Here is a 14,778-nt window from a genome sequence, read left to right on the forward strand (position 1 = left end):
CTGCCCGCCGCGCCTGCGCCGCCCCGTCCTTAAAAGTTTGCGCAAAACGAACAGGCAGGGGCCTGGCTGCAGGTGCCTGCATCCGGCGGGAAGAGCTGTTCGGGGGGCAGAACGCAAAAACGGCGGCACCCAGGGAGGAGGGGCACCGCCGTTCTGTCAAACACCGGAATTCAGGGAGGAGGAGATCCCGGTGATTCAAGCCCGGCTGTTAACCGGTATAGGTGCGGCGGCATCAGGGAGGAGGAGGATGCCACCGCGTAGTACAGGCCCTTCAAGGGAGGAGGAGAAAAGGCCTGATCTCTATTAGTTGTTCTCGTAAGCGGCCTGATAGGCGACGCGCTGGATTTCGGACCGGTGCAGGCCCAGATCCGCCAGATCGTGCCCCGACAATGCCGACAGTTCGCTGACGGTCTTGCGGTACAACCGGTAGCGGCTGAATTTCACCATCAGCGCGTCCAGAATGCCAGCCGGGGATGCCACGCTCGCCGCGGAGATTTGATGTGCTGCAGCCATGGTTCCGTTTCCTCGTCCAGTCGTTCCGTCATTCGCCTGACGCCATCCCGGCGTCTCTTGAGGATTAATTTAAAGATCTTTCGTGGAGCCGCAATCCCGTGAAACGGCAATGCTGCTATGCAGCAATTGCATGGGTGACCTAGGGTATGCCTTTGTAAAGGGGCGCAAATTTCGGCGGGAATTTGCGCAGCTGTATAAATACCGGGCGCCGGGCTGCAGTCTGCGCATGGCTGGCGGCGCGCCCAGTTGACAGATGCGGCCCATGGCCCTTGGCCCGGGGCTGCGGCAATCACGCATGACGGGTTCCAAGGTGCAGGGCGGACACATATATACGGGCCAGAAAACACGCAGGAGAGCAGTCATGGCGGTCACTCAGGATCGGATTCGCGAAACATTGGAGCGGCTCGCCTTGCCGGATGGCGGCACGCTGGTGTCGCGCGGCATGCTGCGCGCGCTGCGCGTCGAGGGCGGCAAGGTCAGCTTTGTGATCGAGGCGCCCAGCCCCGAGATTGCCAAGCTGATGGAGCCTTTGCGCAAAGCGGCCGAGGCTGCAGTGCTGGCGCTTGACGGGGTCGAGACCGTCTCGGCTGCGCTCACCGCCCATGCGCCGCAACAGCCGGCGCCCAGCCTCAAGGTCGGCGGCCACCCGAAACCGCAGGCCGGGCCGCTGAAACCCGCGGGGGTCAAGCGGATCCTGGCAATTGCCTCCGGCAAGGGCGGGGTGGGCAAATCCACCGTCTCCTCCAACCTTGCCGTGGCGCTGGCCAAGCAGGGGCGCAAGGTCGGTCTTTTGGATGCCGACATCTATGGCCCCTCCCAGCCGCGGATGATGGGTGCGGCCGGGCGTCCCGCCAGTCCCGATGGCAAGATCATCGAACCGCTGCACGCCCATGGCGTCACCCTGATGTCGATCGGCTTCATGCTGGAGGAGGGCAAGGCGGTGGTCTGGCGCGGTCCAATGCTGATGGGGGCGTTGCAGCAGATGCTGGGGCAGGTGAACTGGGGGGAGCTGGACGTGCTGATCGTCGACCTGCCGCCCGGCACCGGCGATGTGCAGCTGACGCTTTGCACCAAGACGGAACTGACCGGCGCCATCGTCGTCTCCACCCCGCAGGATGTGGCGCTGCTGGATGCGCGCAAGGCGATGGACATGCTCAAGACGCTGAAAACCCCGGTTCTGGGTCTGATCGAGAACATGTCTTTCTTCACCTGCCCGGACTGCGGCGGTGAGCATCACATCTTTGGCCATGGCGGTGTCGCGGCTGAAGCTGCGGCGCTTGGGCTGCCGCTCCTGGGTGCTCTGCCGATCGATCTGGAAACCCGCCTGGCCGGCGACAGCGGCACGCCCATCGCTGCGGGCGAGGGGCCGATGGCCATGGCCTATGCGCGGATTGCCGAAGGCCTGATCGGCGGCGGCATGGCCTGACCCCCGCGGGCCTCTGTCTCACTCTTTCTATAAAGTCCCGGATGGCCCGCCGCGTTGGCGGGCCTTTTGCTGTTGCCCCCTTAGCTTGGGCGCAGGTGGGATTTTACGCCCGGTTCGGGGGCTGCGGGCCGGCCGGCCCCGCATGGGGCGGTATGGGACCGGCGGGATGGCAGGGGGGGGCAACTGGGAATTCACGGGACCGGCGGGAATTCATGGGCGTCATGGGAAATTATGGCCCGAATTGCCTCCTCCGCCTCTTTGGCGCGCGAATCACGTGCTGTTGAAGTGCTGATATCGGGATTTCCCGGCGGTCCACTAGTGGTGGAGGAGGAACATAAGGGGAATACCCGCAGATGATGGGTCTCTTCTAGTGGAATCGCGGGAAACTATGGGAGAAAAATTGTAAGTGCAACTCACCTCTATATATGGTGCTTCCAGGCCACCAACGCACAACAAGTTCGCAGTTTTGCCCTAATTTACTCACGAATCTCTTGCGAATCCCTGCCGTTGTTGTCAGTCGCCCGACGATTTCCCGCAAAAAACAGTTGCGGTGCCATCAATTCCCATAGTATCCCTACTACATCGAATGAGACGAGGGACGGGGCGCCAAACGACCCCAAGCCAAAACAAAACAAGCAGGTTTCATACAGGCCTTCGCTTTCATCGACCAAAGAGATCCGGCGCGCGGGCGAGCAGACATCCCCCCAGGTGGCGTGCGCAGTCGGACATCCCGCATAGCGGGCCAAGGCGGCGGGTTGATCAGTGGCAGCAGATCAACCCGCCCCTTTTCATTCTGGGGAACGGTTTAACGCGAGGGACGCGCGAAAAGGGACGGTAGATTGGGCCGCAGGTTCAGAGGCGAAAGCCACCACAAGGTGGACAGCAAGGGGCGGGTGTCAATTCCGGCTTCCTTTCGCCGTGTGCTGGAGGCCGCCGATCCCAACTGGAAATCCGGCGACAGCCCCGAACTGGTCATCGTCTACGGCGATCACCGCCGCCAGTTTCTTGAATGCTATACAATGGAAGCCATCGACGAGGTGGACGCCAAGATCGCGGCGCTGCCGCGCGGCTCCAAGCCGCGCAAGATCCTTGAACGCATGTTCAACGGCCAATCCTTGCCGACAAATGTGGATGAGACCGGCCGCCTTGTTTTGCCTGCCAAGCTGCGGCAGAAGATCGGCCTGGAGGGCGAGGCCTTCTTTATAGCGTCTGGCGACACCTTCCAGATCTGGAAGCCCGAGACCTATGAAGAGGTCGAAATGGCGGAAGCCGAGAAACTGATGGAAGACCTGCCCGAGGATTTCGATCCGCTGGAATTCCTAGATGGCGCCGGAGGCGTTTGACCCATGACCCAGGACCAAGATGCTGCCAATGGTCCCCACATTCCCGTCCTTCTGCGGCCGCTGCTGCAGGCCGTGGCCCCGGTTTCGGGCCGCTGGCTGGACGGCACCTTCGGCGCAGGCGGCTATACCCGCGGCCTGCTTGAGGCCGGCGCAGACGAAGTCACCGGCGTCGACCGCGACCCGCTGGCGTTTGAGATGGCCAAACCCTGGGCAGGGGCGTACGGCAGCCGCCTGATCCTGCAGCAGGGTGTGTTCTCGCGCATGGATGAATATGCGCAGGATCTCGACGGCGTGGTGCTGGACCTTGGTGTCTCCTCGATGCAGCTGGACCTGGCCGAGCGCGGCTTCTCCTTCATGCGGGACGGCCCGCTGGATATGCGCATGTCGCAGTCGGGGCCCTCCGCCGCCGATCTGATCGCCGAGCTGGACGAGGTGCAGATTGCCGACATCCTGTTCCACTACGGCGAAGAACGCGCCAGCCGCCGCATTGCCAAGGCGATCGTGCGCGAGCGCGCGATCGAACCCATCACCACGACTCTGCGCCTTGCGAAGATCATTGAGTCCTGCCTGCCGCGCCCCAAGCCGAACCAGTCGCACCCGGCGACCCGCAGCTTTCAGGGGCTGCGCATCGCGGTGAACGCCGAATACGACGAGCTGTTCGAGGGCCTTCTGGCCGCCGAGCGCGCGCTGAAACCCGGCGGGCTCTTGGCCGTGGTGACGTTCCACTCGGTCGAGGACCGGATGGTCAAACGCTTCTTCCAGCACCGCGCGGGCAAGACCGGCCGCGCCAACCGCTATGCACCGGAACAGGCGGAAACCCCCAGCCAATTCGAATTGGTCACCCGCAAGGCCGTGGGTCCGGACGATCAGGAACTGGCGGAAAACCCGCGCTCCCGCTCCGCCCGTCTGCGGGTCGGGCGCCGCACCGGGGCGGAACCGGGGCCGATCTCGGCCAAGGACCTTGGAATGCCGCAGCTCAAAGAGGCGCGCAAATGAAGACTTTGCTGTATGCCGCAACCTGCCTGGCCGTCTTTGGCCTCGCCTTCTGGGCCTACCGCGAAAACTATGCCACCCAGCAGGTGCTGAAGGAAACCCGTGCCCTGCAGCAGCAGATCGGTGCGGCGCAGGTGCGGCTCAGCGTGCTGCGCGCCGAATGGGCCTATCTCAACCGCCCGCAGCGGCTGCGCGAGCTGGCGGATATCAATTTCGACAGCCTGGGCCTGCTGCCGCTGCGCCCGGATCAGTTCGGCCGGGTGGATGAGGTTTCATATCCTGAACCCGAAGAGCTGGTGATCACCGAAGGTGTTGAGGTTTCGGGGCTGAACCTGAGGAGCCAGCCATGATCCGCACCCCGCTCCGCCCGCTGGCGCGGGTTCTGCATGCCCGTGCAACCGGTGAAAACCCGGATGTGATCGAGGCGGAAAACATCAGCCTGCGCCATCAGGAGATGCAGGTGCAGTCCCGCCAGCGCGCCGAGGGGCGGCTGCTGGTGCTGGGGCTGTTCTTTGTCTGCGCCTTCGGTGCCATCACCGCGCGGATGGGGATGACGGCGGTCTCCGAGCCGGCGGAACCCGTGGCCAGCGCCGCGGGCAGCGTCATCGCCGCGCAGCGTGCCGATATCGTTGACCGCAACGGCAGCCTGCTGGCCACCAATTTCGAAACGCACTCCCTTTATGCCCAGCCGCCGCAGATGATCGACCCTGCGGGCGCCGCCGATAAACTGGTGCAGATCTTCCCCGACCTGGACCGAGACCGGCTGATCAAGGATTTCACCGGCAAGCGCAAGTTCTTGTGGCTGAAGAAGAAAATAAGCCCCGAGCAGCTGCAGGCGGTGCATGACATCGGCGATCCCGGCCTGAAGTTCGGCCCGCGCGAGATGCGGCTTTACCCCAACGGCAGCCTGGCCGCCCATGTTCTGGGCGGCGCCGGATTCGGCAAGGAGGGCGTGAATGCCGCCGAGGTGATCGGCGTTGCCGGTGTCGAACGCCAGTTCGACGATTACCTCCGTGATCCGGCCAACGCGGGCAAGCCTTTGCAGCTGTCGCTGGACCTCACCGTGCAGGCCGCGTCCGAGCAGGTGCTGTATGGCGGCATGAAGCTGATGAATGCCAAAGGCGCGACCTCGATCCTGATGGATGTCCATACCGGAGAGGTGATTTCGATCGTGTCCTTCCCGGATTTCGACCCCAATGACCGGCCGCGTCCGCCCACCTCCGGCTTCGATCCCTCCGATAGCCCGCTGTTCAACCGCGCGGTGCAGGGGGTGTATGAGCTGGGCTCCACCTTCAAGATCTTCACAGCGGCGCAAGCGATGGAGCTGGGGCTGGTTGGCGCCGATACGGTGATCGACACCCGCGGGCCGTTGCGCTGGGGCCGCTTTGCGATAAGCGATTTCCGCAATTACGGCAACGAGTTGACGGTGACCAAGATCATCGTCAAATCCTCCAACATCGGCACCGCGCGTCTGGCGCAGCAGATCGGGGTGGAGCGGCAGAAAAGCTTCCTCGACACCCTGGGCATGCTGGAGCCGACCCCGTTCGAGATTTCCGAGGCCAAGGGCGGCAAACCGCTGCTGCCCGCCAACTGGTCCGAGCTGTCGGCGATGACTATTTCCTACGGCCACGGCATTTCCACCACGCCGATGCATCTGGCGGCGGGCTATGCGGCGATTGCCAATGGCGGCCGCTATGTGGCGCCGACGATTCTGAAACAGACGGGACCGCAGCCGGGTGAACGGGTGCTGAGCGAACGCACCGCCGCCGCCGCGCGCAAGATGTTGCGCAAGGTGGTCAGTGAAGGCACCGCATCCTTTGCCCGGGTCAAAGGCTATCAGGTCGGCGGCAAGACCGGCACCGCCGACAAGCCCAAGCCCCGCGGCGGCTATTACGAAGACAAGGTGATTGCCACTTTTGCCTCTATTTTCCCGGCACATGACCCGAAATACGTGCTGATCGTGACGCTGGACGAACCGTCCGTTATTGCCCATGGCAAGGAGCGCCGGACGGCAGGATGGACCGCCACCCCGGTGGCGGCCGAGATGATCGGCCGGGTCGCGCCGCTGTTGGGGCTGCGTCCGCAAGTTGAACCTGCAGAGGTGACTGGTATAACCCTCACCTCGAACTGAATTAGGGCAGAGGGCCGCCATGAGCAGCAGCAGACCAGACCAGCCCCTGAGCCAATTGGGGCTGACCGCCCGCGGCGGCGCCGACCCGCAGATCCGCGGTTTGGCAGTGGACAGCCGCGAGGTGCGGCAGGGGTATCTTTTTGCGGCGTTGCCCGGCAGTCAGGTGCATGGGGCCAAATTCATCCCCGCGGCGCTGGAACTGGGCGCCTCTGCCATTCTGACCGATGCCGCAGGCGCCGGAATCGCCGCCAGGATTCTGGACGAAAGCCACGCCGCGCTGGTGGTGGTGGAGGATCCGCGCCAGACGCTGGCCTACGCCGCGGCGCTGTGGTTCGGCGGCCAGCCGCAGACCGTGGTTGCGGTCACCGGCACCAACGGCAAGACATCGGTGGCAAGCTTTGTGCGCCAGATCTGGACCGAGCTGGGCCATGAGGCGGTCAATATGGGCACCACCGGTATCGAGGGCGCCTGGAGCTATCCGCTGGCCCATACCACGCCGGAACCGGTCACCCTGCACCGCGCCCTGGCTGAGGCCGCCGCGGCAGGGGTGACCCATGCGGCGATGGAGGCGTCCTCGCACGGGCTGGACCAGCGCCGTCTGGACGGGGTGCAGCTGGCGGCGGCGGGATTCACCAATTTCACCCAGGACCATCTGGATTATCACGAGACGTTTGACGCCTATTTCGCCGCCAAGGCGGGCCTGTTCCGCCGGGTGCTGCCGGAGGAGGGGGTTGCGGTAATCAATATGAATGACCCGCGCGGGCCTGAAATGCGCGCCGTGGCCGCCGCCCGCGGGCAAGAGGTGATCAGCGTGGGCCGGGGCCTTGGCGATCTCAGCCTGATGGGTCTGCGCTATGACGGCACCGGCCAGGACATGCGGTTTTCCTGGCACGACAAGCCCTATCAGCTGCGCCTGAACCTGATCGGCGGTTTTCAGGCGGAAAACGTGCTGCTGGCCTGCGGGCTGGTGATTGCCGGCGGCGAGGATCCGGAGCGGGTGTTTGAAACCCTGCCGCATCTGACCACGGTGCGCGGCCGGATGCAGCTGGCGGCAGAGCGGGACAACGGCTCGGCGGTGTTTGTCGATTACGCCCATACGCCGGATGCTGTCGCCAGTGCCATCAAGGCGCTGCGCCCGCATGTGCTGGGCCGGCTGATTGCCATCGTCGGCGCAGGCGGCGACCGCGACACCAGCAAACGGCCGCTGATGGGGCAGGCGGCGCATGACAATGCCGATGTTGTGATCGTGACGGACGACAATCCGCGCAGCGAGGACCCGGCGGTGATCCGGGCTGCGGTGAAGGGCGGCGCGCCCGGCTGCATCGAGGTCGGCGACCGCGCCGAGGCGATCCTGCGCGGGGCTGACTTGCTGGGGCCGGGCGATGCGCTGATCATCTGCGGCAAGGGGCATGAGACCGGCCAGACCGTGGGCGACACGGTGCTGCCGTTTAACGATGTGGAACAGGCCAGCATTGCCGCGGCCGCGCTGGACGGGAGGATCGCATGACGCTTTGGACCGCGGCAGAGGCCGCCGCTGCCACCGGCGGGCGCACAGAGGGCGACTGGGCTGTCAGCGGCCTGTCGATCGACACCCGCACCCTTGAAGCGGGCGATATGTTCGTGGCCCTGAAGGCCGCGCGCGATGGCCATGATTTCGTGGCGCAGGCGCTGGAAAAGGGCGCGGGCGCGGCACTGGTGTCCCGCATTCCCGAAGGCGTTCCCGCCGATGCGCCGCTGCTGATCGTGGACGACGTGCAGGCCGGTCTGGAGGCCCTCGGCCGGGCGTCGCGGGCGCGTTCGCAGGTGAAGCTCGTTGCGGTGACCGGCTCGGTCGGCAAGACCTCGACCAAAGAGATGCTGGCGCGGATGCTGTCCGATCAGGGCCGCACCCACGCCGCTGTTGCCAGCTACAACAACCATTGGGGGGTGCCGCTGACCCTGGCCCGGATGCCGCGCGACACCGAATTTGCGGTGATCGAGATCGGCATGAACCATCCCGGCGAGATTGCGCCCTTGGCACTGCAGGCCCGTCCGCATGTGGCGATGGTGACCACCGTGGCTGCGGTGCATCTTGAGGCGTTTGAAAACGTCGAGGACATCGCCCGCGAGAAGGCCGCTGTCATGCAGGGGCTGGAGCCGGGCGGTGTTGCGGTGCTGAACGCCGATATTGCCGAGGCGGACGTGCTGCGGCATGCGGCATCGGATCTGGGGGCAGCCGCCCGCTGGTTCGGCAAAAGCGCCGAAGACTACAGGCTGCACTCTGCCCGCATCGAGGGCGAGGAAACCGTGGCCCGCGCCACCGCGCGCGGCCGCGCGCTGGAGCTGCATATTCAATCGCTTGGCGCGCATTTTGCGATGAACGCCCTGGGCGCGCTGGCCTGTGTCGAGGCACTGGGGGCTGATCCCGCGCGTGCAGTGGAAAGCCTGGCGCTGTGGTCGCCGGTCAAAGGCCGCGGCGTGCGTGAAACCATCCGGCTGGACAGCGGAGAGGCCACCCTGCTGGACGACAGTTACAACGCCAATCCGACCTCGATGGCGGCGGCGCTGGCGGTGCTGGCGGCGACCCCGGGCGCGGGGCGGCGGATCGCCTATGTGGGCGATATGAAGGAGCTTGGCCCGCAGGAGGATGAGCTGCACGCCGGGCTGGCCGATCTGGAGGCGGTGGAAGGCATCGACAAGATCCATTGCATCGGCCCGCTGATGCAGGCGCTGCATGATGCGTTGCCGGAGGGGAAACGCGGCGGATGGTACGGCACCAGCATTGAGGCCGTGCCCGGCCTGGCAGGTGAAATCAGGGGCGGCGACATCGTGCTGGCCAAGGGGTCGCTCAGCATGAGCCTGGCCAAGATCGTTGACGGCATCCGCGAAATGGGTCACTCCGGCCGCAAACAAGAAAACGCGTAAGCAGAACGAGGGAAGGGCCAGGATGCTCTATTGGCTGACCGCTTTGTCGGACGGGGGGGATGTTTTCAACCTCTTCCGTTATATCACATTCCGCGCAGGCGGCGCCTTTATGACTGCGCTGGTCTTTGGCTTTTTGTTCGGCAAGCCGCTGATCAATGTGCTGCGCCGCAAACAGGGCAAGGGCCAGCCGATCCGCGATGACGGGCCGGAAGGGCATTTTTCCAAGGCGGGCACGCCGACCATGGGCGGGCTGCTGATCGTCGGCGCGCTGCTGTCGTCGACGCTGCTGTGGGCGCGGCTTGACAATCCCTTTGTCTGGATGGTGCTGCTGGTGACGCTGGCCTTTGCGCTGATCGGGTTTGCCGATGATTACGCCAAAGTGTCAAAACAGACCACCGCCGGGGTGTCGGGCAAACTGCGGCTGGCCCTGGGAATCGCGATTGCGGCGCTGTGCTCGGTTCTGGCTGCGCGGTTCCACCCGGAGGCCCTGCAGAACCAGCTGGCGCTGCCGGTGTTCAAGGACACACTGATCAATCTTGGCCTGTTCTATGTGCCGTTTTCGATCTGCGTCATTGTCGGCGCCGCCAATGCGGTGAACCTGACCGACGGGCTGGACGGGCTGGCGATCATGCCGGTGATGATTGCGGCCGGCACGCTGGGGGTGATTGCCTATGCGGTGGGGCGGGTCGACTTTACCGAATATCTGGACGTGCACTATGTGCCCGGCACCGGCGAGATCCTGATTTTCAGCGCGGCGCTGTTTGGCGCCGGCCTGGGGTTCCTGTGGTACAACGCGCCGCCGGCGGCTGTGTTCATGGGCGACACCGGTTCGCTGGCCTTGGGCGGAGCACTCGGCGCTATTGCAGTGGCCACCAAGCATGAGCTGGTGCTGGCCATCGTCGGCGGGCTGTTCGTGGTCGAAGCGCTGTCGGTGATCATTCAGGTCCTGTACTTCAAGCGCACCGGGCGCCGGGTGTTCCTAATGGCGCCGATCCATCACCACTATGAAAAGAAGGGCTGGGCGGAGCCGCAGATCGTGATCCGGTTCTGGATCATCTCGCTGATCCTGGCGATGATCGGCCTTGCGACGCTGAAGGTGCGCTAGGCCACGGCGTTTGCCCGCCGCGCCTGAGTTTCCGGCGGGTGGTGCAACTCTTTTCCTCTATATGAACCGCGCGGGGCTTCAGGCTTGGCGCGGTTTGTCTTTGCGAAGAAGGCGGCGCCGCCAAGAGGGCGGAGCATCGGATGGCCTTTGTCAGAGGCCATGTCCGTCTAGCGGCCTATGCGGACCCGCCCTGCACCCAATGAGGAGGTGGTCTGAGGGGGCCGGTCTCCTGGTCGTGTTGTTGCAACGGCTGGAGCGTAGCCCGTTGGAGTGAAAATGCGGTGAGGGCAGCGTACGGCGGGTGTGCAACGGCAGGGGCGGTGCTCCCGCCAATTTCGGCAGGCTTTGCCTGCCTGCCAATTGTTGGGTCCGGCACGGGCCTGAAGCCCGTGCCGGGTGCTTGAAGCCCGGCTTGCACCTGTGCAATGTGCCGCAGAAGTAAATGCATCAGGATGAGGGCAGGCGATGATCCCGGTCAAAGGATATGAAGGCGCGCAGGTGGCGGTGCTGGGGCTGGGCCGTTCGGGGCTGGCGACAGCGCGCGCCTTGCGGGCGGGCGGGGCGGAACCTGTTTGCTGGGACGACAACCCAGCCGCGCGGGAGACGGCGGAGGCGGAGGGCTTCAGCTGCCGCGACCTGCACAAGGGCGGTGGCTTTGACGGGGTTGCAGCGCTGATCACCTCGCCCGGGATCCCGCATCTTTACCCCAGGCCCAATCCGGTGATCCGCGCGGCAATGGAGGCCGGGGTGCCGGTGGACAATGATATCGGGCTGTTCTTCCGCTCCTTTGCTGACGCCGAATGGCAGATGCATGACCAGCCGCCGCGGGTGGTGGCGGTGACGGGGTCGAACGGTAAGTCGACCACGGTGGCGCTGCTGCACCACATCCTGCAGGAGGCGGGCCGCGAGAGCCAGCTGGCGGGCAATATCGGCCGCGGCGTGCTGGACATAGATCCGCCGGGCAATGGCGGCGTGGTGGTGCTGGAGCTGTCAAGTTACCAGACTGAGCTGGCCCGGGCGCTGACGCCGGATGTGGCGGTGTTCACCAATCTCAGCCCGGATCATCTGGACCGGCATGGCGGCATCGGCGGTTACTTCGCGGCCAAGCGGCGGCTGTTTGCCGAGGGCGGGCCGGACCGCGCGGTGATCGGCATTGACGAGGACGAGGGGCTGTTTCTGGCTGGACAGCTGTCGGAAGCGGCAGGCGATGACCGGGTGATCCGGGTTTCCGCCGCGCGCAAGCTGACCGGGCCGGGCTGGCAGGTTTTTGCCCGCAAAGGCTTTCTCAGCGAGTACCGCAAGGGGCGGCAGGCGGCCTCGATCGATCTGCGGGGGATGACTGGTCTGCCGGGGGCGCATAACCATCAGAACGCCTGCGCGGCCTATGCGGCGGCGCGCACTCTGGGGCTGGCGCCGCGTCTGATCGGCGATGCGATGGCGACCTTTCCCGGCCTGCCGCACCGCAGCCAGACCATCGCCGAAGGCGGCGGCGTGCGCTATGTCAACGACAGCAAGGCAACCAATGTGGACAGTGCGGTGAAGGCGTTGAGCGCGTTCAAGAATATCCGCTGGATCTGCGGCGGGCTGGAGAAGGACGGCGGCTTGGAGGCACTGCAGGGGCAGGCCGGCAATGTGGTGAAAGCCTATGTGATCGGCCGCGAGGCGGCGGGGTTTGCGCTGCAGCTGGAGGTGGAGGCCGAAGTCTGCACCACCATGGCGGCGGCGGTGGCGCGCGCCATGGAGGACGCGCAGCCGGGCGACACCGTGCTGCTGGCGCCGGCGGCGGCAAGTTTCGACCAGTATGACAACTTCGAACAGCGCGGCGAGGATTTCACCGCCGAGGTTACCGCGCGGCTGAAGGGCTGAGAAATCCGTCAGGTGTCGTCGGGCAAGCCACACCTTGGCCGGACATTTCATCCGACAGGATGCGGAAGTAGCCGGGCAGGCACGCCTGTAGTTTTTGCTGGCCCGCTGCCGTCATCGCCACCTGCTTGGAGCGGCGGTCGCTGGTGTCGGCGGTCGTTGCAATCAGCCCGTCCCGTTGCAGCGAGTGCAGGGTGCGGGTCATCACCGGCTTAGAGACGTCGATCCGCTGAGCGATTTCGACTGGTGACAGAGACTGGTGCCGGGGTTCGCGGTCGATCACGATCAGCACCAGAAACCGCAGCTGCGACAGGCCGTGGTCCGCGAAATAGCTTTCCAGGTTGCGGATCAGCAGGCTGGCGCGGCGCATCATCACCAGTGCACCGCTGATGCGGGCAGGATCGGCGCCATGTGCTGTGGCATAGGCGTCGACCATCTGCTGCGAGGGCAGGTCTTTCAGGAAAAACAAAGTATCAGCCCAGTTGGGTCATTTTGTGGACCTCAACCGGCGCGGCCAGCCATTGCTCGTATTTGGCAAACAGCGGGGTGATATAGTCCTGGGCATAATGATCCGCCAGCGCCTGATCGTTGGCCCATTCCTCATCCAGGTAGAGACAGTCGGCTTCGCGGCTTTCGAGCAGCAGGAATTTGCGACAGCCGGGTTCTGCCCGTGTCGGTGCCAGTATGGCCAGCAGGCTGTCGCGCACGTCCTGCATATGTTCGGGCTTGGGGGTAATTTTGGCAAATAGCTGAAAGGCAGTGGTCATGGAAAACTCCGATTTACGTTACCATGATAACTAAATGGACATGAAGCGCACGCAGATCAAGAGGTGGAGAGCAAAATCTACCCGGTGGCGGCGATGGCGGTGCCTGCGGCAAAACCCGATGACCAGGCCCATTGGAAGTTGTAGCCGCCGAGCCAGCCGGTGACATCAACTGCCTCGCCGATGGCGTAGAGGCCGGGGGCGGATTTGGCCTCCATGGTTTTGGAGGACAAGCCGTCGGTGCAGATGCCGCCGAGAGTGACTTCGGCGGTGCGGTAGCCCTCGGTGCCGGAGGGCAGCAGGCGCCAGTTTTGCAAGGCCTCGCACAGCGCGGCCAGCGCGGCGTCGGACTGATCGGCCAGACGGCCCTTGAGGGACAGCTGGGGTTTCAGGAAATCCACCAGCTTTGCAGGCAGGTGGCGGGCGAGTTCCGTTGTCAGGTCGCGGCGGCCCTCGGTCTGGCGCTGTTCGCGCAGCAGGTCGAAGAGCGGGGTTTGGGGGATCAGGTTCACTGTGATCTCCTCCCCCTCGCGCCAGTAGGAGGAAAGCTGCAGCACCGCAGGGCCGGAGAGGCCGCGGTGGGTGAACAAGAGTGCTTCGTCAAAGGAGGTGCGCGCGTTCGACAGCCGCGCGGGCAGGGCGGCGCCGGCCAGCGGCTGGAAACGGCCGTCCGGGAAGGTGAAGGGGACCAGCGCCGGGCGGGTCTCCGTCAGCTCCAGCCCGAACTGGCGGGCGAGGTCATAGGCGAGGCTGGTGGCACCCATCTTGGGGATTGATTTGCCGCCGGTGGCCAGCACCAGATTGCGGCAGGTGACGGTCTGCACCTTGCCCTCGCGCAGGAGCCTGACGGTGAAGCCCGCAGCGGTCCGTTCAACGCTTTCCGCCGATGTCTGCAGCCAAAGGTCCGCGCCGGCCTGCTGCATTTCCTCCACCAGCATTGCGATGATCTGTTTCGAGGAGCCGTCGCAGAACAGCTGGCCCAGGGTTTTCTCGTGCCAGGCGATGCCGTGGCGGTCCACCAGTTCGATGAAATCCCATTGGGTGTAGCGGGCCAGCGCCGATTTGCAGAAGTGCGGATTGGCGGAGAGGTAGTTCTTGGGTTCCGCATACATGTTGGTGAAGTTGCAGCGGCCGCCGCCGGAGATGCGGATCTTCTCGCCCGGCGCCTTGGCGTGGTCGATCACCAGAGTGCTGCCGCCCGAATAGCGTGCGCACATCATGCCGGCCGCGCCGGCGCCGAGAATCAAAGTGTTTATCTGCATGGCGCGCATCGACCATGGAACCGGCGCCGGCGCAAGGGGAAGACCGGGCAAGCGGGGATTTGCGGATCGCCGCTGCCGGACGGCGGCATCCCGCCTGTCAAGATGCCAGCAGGGCGGTGTGGTGGATTTTTGCCGAACTGTGTTCTTTTTCTGGCGCAGCGGCTCACGTTTCGTTACAGTTTCAGGGAGACCCCGAAAAATGGGGCGGAACGAGGCATATAGTGGCGGTATTCCCATGACTGAGATGGTCTATGGCGCGGTTCCCGTGCAGGCTGGTGAGCCGATTCTTCCCAAATGGTGGCGGACGCTGGATAAATGGACGATGTCCTGCGTCCTGATGTTGTTCGTGATCGGATTGCTCTTGGGGCTGGCGGCCTCGGTGCCGCTGGCAGAGCGCAACGGGTTCGGAAATTTCCATTATGTGCAGCGGCAGGCGGTGTTCGGCCTGACGGCGCTGGCGGCGATGCTGGTCAC

At 64.8% G+C, this 14,778-nt stretch carries 13 protein-coding genes and 1 pseudogene; 10 read left to right on the top strand and 4 right to left on the bottom strand.

Annotation, left to right across the window (positions count from 1 at the left end):
* Positions 1-303: 303 nt before the first annotated feature.
* Positions 304-513, bottom strand: coding sequence for a DUF1127 domain-containing protein (locus VOI29_RS14530; RefSeq protein ID WP_323779968.1), 210 nt, complete (start codon positions 511-513; stop codon positions 304-306).
* Positions 514-874: 361 nt separating this feature from the next.
* Between VOI29_RS14530 and VOI29_RS14535 the strand changes: the two genes are divergently transcribed.
* The 9 genes from VOI29_RS14535 to murD all read left to right on the top strand — a co-directional run bounded on the left by VOI29_RS14535 (position 875) and on the right by murD (position 12,281).
* Positions 875-1,939, top strand: a complete 1,065-nt coding sequence (locus VOI29_RS14535) for an Mrp/NBP35 family ATP-binding protein (protein ID WP_323779970.1) — start codon at positions 875-877, stop codon at positions 1,937-1,939.
* A gap of 839 nt (positions 1,940-2,778) precedes the next feature.
* Positions 2,779-3,282 (top strand): division/cell wall cluster transcriptional repressor MraZ, encoded by a 504-nt coding sequence (mraZ, locus tag VOI29_RS14540; protein WP_084013787.1) that lies wholly within the window; start codon positions 2,779-2,781, stop codon positions 3,280-3,282.
* A gap of 3 nt (positions 3,283-3,285) precedes the next feature.
* On the top strand, positions 3,286-4,278 hold the full coding sequence (gene rsmH, locus VOI29_RS14545) for a 16S rRNA (cytosine(1402)-N(4))-methyltransferase RsmH (protein ID WP_323779974.1): 993 nt from the start codon (positions 3,286-3,288) through the stop codon (positions 4,276-4,278).
* The gene (gene ftsL, locus VOI29_RS14550) at positions 4,275-4,625 is read left to right on the top strand and encodes a cell division protein FtsL (protein ID WP_323779976.1); all 351 of its coding nucleotides are present in this window, start codon (positions 4,275-4,277) and stop codon (positions 4,623-4,625) included. The genes rsmH and ftsL overlap by 4 nt, the downstream gene beginning before the upstream one ends.
* On the top strand, positions 4,622-6,406 hold the full coding sequence (locus VOI29_RS14555; RefSeq protein ID WP_323779978.1) for a penicillin-binding protein 2: 1,785 nt from the start codon (positions 4,622-4,624) through the stop codon (positions 6,404-6,406). The genes ftsL and VOI29_RS14555 overlap by 4 nt, the downstream gene beginning before the upstream one ends.
* Positions 6,407-6,425: 19 nt before the next feature.
* The gene (locus VOI29_RS14560; RefSeq protein WP_323779981.1) at positions 6,426-7,913 is read left to right on the top strand and encodes a UDP-N-acetylmuramoyl-L-alanyl-D-glutamate--2,6-diaminopimelate ligase; all 1,488 of its coding nucleotides are present in this window, start codon (positions 6,426-6,428) and stop codon (positions 7,911-7,913) included.
* Entirely contained in the window at positions 7,910-9,310 is a 1,401-nt protein-coding gene (locus VOI29_RS14565) for a UDP-N-acetylmuramoyl-tripeptide--D-alanyl-D-alanine ligase (RefSeq protein ID WP_323779984.1), read from the top strand. Before VOI29_RS14560 ends, VOI29_RS14565 begins: the two co-directional genes overlap by 4 nt.
* Before the next feature lie 22 nt (positions 9,311-9,332).
* The gene (mraY, locus tag VOI29_RS14570; RefSeq protein ID WP_323779987.1) at positions 9,333-10,415 is read left to right on the top strand and encodes a phospho-N-acetylmuramoyl-pentapeptide-transferase; all 1,083 of its coding nucleotides are present in this window, start codon (positions 9,333-9,335) and stop codon (positions 10,413-10,415) included.
* 465 nt (positions 10,416-10,880) lie between these two features.
* Positions 10,881-12,281 (top strand): UDP-N-acetylmuramoyl-L-alanine--D-glutamate ligase, encoded by a 1,401-nt coding sequence (gene murD, locus VOI29_RS14575; RefSeq protein ID WP_323779990.1) that lies wholly within the window; start codon positions 10,881-10,883, stop codon positions 12,279-12,281.
* Here the strand turns inward: murD and VOI29_RS14580 are convergent.
* The 3 genes from VOI29_RS14580 to VOI29_RS14590 all read right to left on the bottom strand — a co-directional run bounded on the left by VOI29_RS14580 (position 12,259) and on the right by VOI29_RS14590 (position 14,304).
* Entirely contained in the window at positions 12,259-12,747 is a 489-nt protein-coding gene (locus VOI29_RS14580) for a MarR family transcriptional regulator (RefSeq protein ID WP_323779994.1), read from the bottom strand. The two genes, murD and VOI29_RS14580, sit on opposite strands and share 23 nt — an antisense overlap.
* Positions 12,748-12,751: 4 nt before the next feature.
* Positions 12,752-13,045: a putative quinol monooxygenase gene (locus VOI29_RS14585; protein WP_323779996.1), complete on the bottom strand. Its 294-nt coding sequence runs from the start codon at positions 13,043-13,045 to the stop codon at positions 12,752-12,754.
* Positions 13,046-13,122: 77 nt separating this feature from the next.
* Positions 13,123-14,304: an NAD(P)/FAD-dependent oxidoreductase gene (locus VOI29_RS14590; RefSeq protein ID WP_323779998.1), complete on the bottom strand. Its 1,182-nt coding sequence runs from the start codon at positions 14,302-14,304 to the stop codon at positions 13,123-13,125.
* Between the two features lie 235 nt (positions 14,305-14,539).
* On the opposite strand from VOI29_RS14590, the pseudogene VOI29_RS14595 reads away from it, so the two are divergent.
* A pseudogene (locus VOI29_RS14595) lies at positions 14,540-14,778 on the top strand (cell division protein FtsW); the annotation flags it as partial.

The sequence above is a fragment of the Leisingera sp. genome, from assembly GCF_034669605.1.
In the GTDB taxonomy this organism is placed as follows: Bacteria; Pseudomonadota; Alphaproteobacteria; order Rhodobacterales; family Rhodobacteraceae; genus Leisingera.

Excerpts from the sequence above, each read along its gene's own strand:
- VOI29_RS14585 (WP_323779996.1), bottom strand. The coding sequence starts at position 13,045 with ATGACCACTGCCTTTCAGCTATTTGCCAAAATTACCCCCAAGCCCGAA.
- VOI29_RS14535 (WP_323779970.1), top strand. The coding sequence starts at position 875 with ATGGCGGTCACTCAGGATCGGATTCGCGAAACATTGGAGCGGCTCGCC.
- VOI29_RS14530 (WP_323779968.1), bottom strand. The coding sequence starts at position 513 with ATGGCTGCAGCACATCAAATCTCCGCGGCGAGCGTGGCATCCCCGGCT.
- murD (WP_323779990.1), top strand. The coding sequence starts at position 10,881 with ATGATCCCGGTCAAAGGATATGAAGGCGCGCAGGTGGCGGTGCTGGGG.
- mraY (WP_323779987.1), top strand. The coding sequence starts at position 9,333 with ATGCTCTATTGGCTGACCGCTTTGTCGGACGGGGGGGATGTTTTCAAC.
- ftsL (WP_323779976.1), top strand. The coding sequence starts at position 4,275 with ATGAAGACTTTGCTGTATGCCGCAACCTGCCTGGCCGTCTTTGGCCTC.
- VOI29_RS14590 (WP_323779998.1), bottom strand. The coding sequence starts at position 14,304 with ATGCAGATAAACACTTTGATTCTCGGCGCCGGCGCGGCCGGCATGATG.
- VOI29_RS14565 (WP_323779984.1), top strand. The coding sequence starts at position 7,910 with ATGACGCTTTGGACCGCGGCAGAGGCCGCCGCTGCCACCGGCGGGCGC.
- VOI29_RS14560 (WP_323779981.1), top strand. The coding sequence starts at position 6,426 with ATGAGCAGCAGCAGACCAGACCAGCCCCTGAGCCAATTGGGGCTGACC.
- VOI29_RS14555 (WP_323779978.1), top strand. The coding sequence starts at position 4,622 with ATGATCCGCACCCCGCTCCGCCCGCTGGCGCGGGTTCTGCATGCCCGT.
- rsmH (WP_323779974.1), top strand. The coding sequence starts at position 3,286 with ATGACCCAGGACCAAGATGCTGCCAATGGTCCCCACATTCCCGTCCTT.